The following is a 2,205-nucleotide window of genomic DNA, read 5'->3' as shown; positions in this document are numbered from 1 at the left end:
ATTGAAAGCACCGCGCTGGCAGATAAAAACAGCCTGACCACAGGAAGCATTAGCACCAGTGATATCAGCAACAGTGCCCATGCTAAAGCCAGCAGCCATGGGTTTAGCATTTCTGGTGGCGGTGCTTTGCAACAGGGGAAATATGGCATCATAAAAAATATTGCTAAAAATGCTTTAAGTCATGGAAAAGCTAAGGATGCAGCGGAAGGAGAAACCAAATCTGCTATCAGCGATGGGACTATCATCCTTACTGATACAACTGGACAGAGGGCGATGGGGCAAGATGCTGGACAAATCATTGATGCACTCAACCGCAACACCGCTACAGCCCACCAAGCAGTAGGACAGCTAGATGTCGCATCGCTTGAGGGGGTAGTGCATAATCGCGTAGATATGATCAATGATTTATCGGATGAAGAATTTAATATCTTTGAACAGGGCTTTGTAAACATGTTTATCAAAGAGCATTATCTGGCTACCGTGGATCACGATGAAAATGGCAATGTGATCTATGCAAAAGATGAAAATGGGAAATATATAAAAGACAGTCATGGAAACCCGCAGCCGCAATATCATTATTTAACGCCTGAAGAACAACAGAATTTACAAAAAGGTTCTGATGGCAAGGTTCATGTCTTCCTCAATGGTATTTTTACAACACCAGATGAAGCAGCCCATAATGCGGTGCAGTTGGCTGATAACAAGAATGATCCACACTATTTTCTGATGTTTCCCCATAGCGATTCGTTCTTGGTAGATTTGTTCATTGCAGGGTATCAGTATGCTCTAGAAGGTAAGTTGGGTGTTTTGACCAATTCGACGAAGAAGTACCAGAATCTGTTGTATAGCCTTGGCAATATAGGATTGCATACTGATGCGCATAGCCGCGGCAGTATGACAGCGGGCAATGGATCGCATGATTTAGAAAAGCATGGTGTTCATGGTATAGCAAAGAAAACAACGATTAATTTCTTTGGACCAGCTTATAATACTCAAAACATGGCAGATACGTTATATATCTTAAGTGATGGAAAGCAGGATTATGTAAACTTGGAAAATCATAAATATGACTTTGTGGGTACAAAGATTGGCAAAAATCCTTACACTTTTGAGCAAATACCTCCTGGAAGTGGTCCCTGGAAAGAGAGAGGGCAAATATTTAAGGGCTACCCCAGTGTTCATGCTTGTTATGGTCATGCCGGTGATGCTTGTACATGGCGCTACGGTTCACCTAATCGTACGCCAATTTATTCAAAATATTCAGGAAGAAAAAAATGAAGAAAATCTTGAAATTATTAAGTGGTCTCATTCTGTTAAATATTGCTGGATGTAACATTGATAAGCCTGCTCCAGGGTATTTGAGTATGTGGGAGAAAAATAGTGTTACTGATTTTACGGAGATAGGAAAAGCCCTATTAGAATGTGGCATGCCAACGCCTTATGATATCGATCCAGAAAACCAACAGCAGAGTATTAATGCTAAAGCAACAACTTATGCTTGCATGCTCCAATCAGGATTCCGCTATAAAGATGAAGAAGTAGCAAGAGCGGGAGGGCCATGTTATACTTTTAAAGAGAAAAACTTGCCGATTTGTCGTCCAGGTGCTGTCATACCACAGCGCAGTGTCAAGAAGCGCTTGAACAGCCCTTTTTGTACAAAGCATCCAGAACAACCTGAATGCGAGCCTTAAGTCTTGCTGTTTGTGATGATCAACAATCCCACTATTCTTGCCTTCGCTTGAAATGACGGGATTGTTTTCTCAACCAATCATCTCAATATTGGTCACCGTTGTTTTAAGCAGCGATGACAGAAAATATCAACAAGCTTCCGAGCTTTTTTATTGTAAATAAATCCATTGAAAGAGGGGAAGAATGAAGAAAATCTTAAAACTGTTGAGTTGTATAGCTCTGTTAAGTATCACTGGATGTGTTAACTCAATTCCCTCACTTTCTCCAGCATTATGGAGAAATAAAATACTTTTAGAATGTGGAGTACCGGACCTTAATAAGGTTGTGGCGCTAGATTTGAATCAATTTGCCAGTATTGAAATGTGTATGGCGCAATCAGGTTTTCGCCCTAGCTTTACAATACAAGATTGGTGTGAAAATCATAAATCAGACAACCTTCCCATATGTCGTCCTGGTGCTGTCATGCCTCAGCGAAGTGTTGAGAGACGCTTAAATAGCCCTTATTGTAAAAAACAT

General features: G+C 40.8%; 3 protein-coding genes. All 3 read left to right on the top strand.

Going from position 1 to position 2,205, the window contains the following annotated elements; translation table 11 throughout:
• A partial coding sequence (locus ACFIK0_RS09080; protein WP_375663873.1) for a filamentous hemagglutinin occupies nt 1–1,278 on the top strand: 1,278 nt, incomplete at its 5' end.
• Nucleotides 1,275–1,691, top strand: a complete 417-nt coding sequence (locus tag ACFIK0_RS09075) for a hypothetical protein (protein WP_375663872.1) — start codon at nt 1,275–1,277, stop codon at nt 1,689–1,691. The genes ACFIK0_RS09080 and ACFIK0_RS09075, both read left to right, overlap by 4 nt.
• Nucleotides 1,692–1,872: 181 nt before the next feature.
• Nucleotides 1,873–2,205: hypothetical protein (locus tag ACFIK0_RS09070; RefSeq protein ID WP_375663871.1), on the top strand; the 333-nt coding region annotated here is incomplete at its 3' end.

It is taken from the genome of Bartonella sp. CL63NXGY (assembly GCF_042194905.1).
Lineage (GTDB): Bacteria > Pseudomonadota > Alphaproteobacteria > Rhizobiales > Rhizobiaceae > Bartonella.
This window is presented reverse-complemented; position numbering and strand designations above follow the sequence as displayed.

What these genes read in the sequence shown, in the direction of transcription:
- ACFIK0_RS09075 (WP_375663872.1), top strand. Translation starts at nt 1,275, where the DNA reads ATGAAGAAAATCTTGAAATTATTAAGTGGTCTCATTCTGTTAAATATT.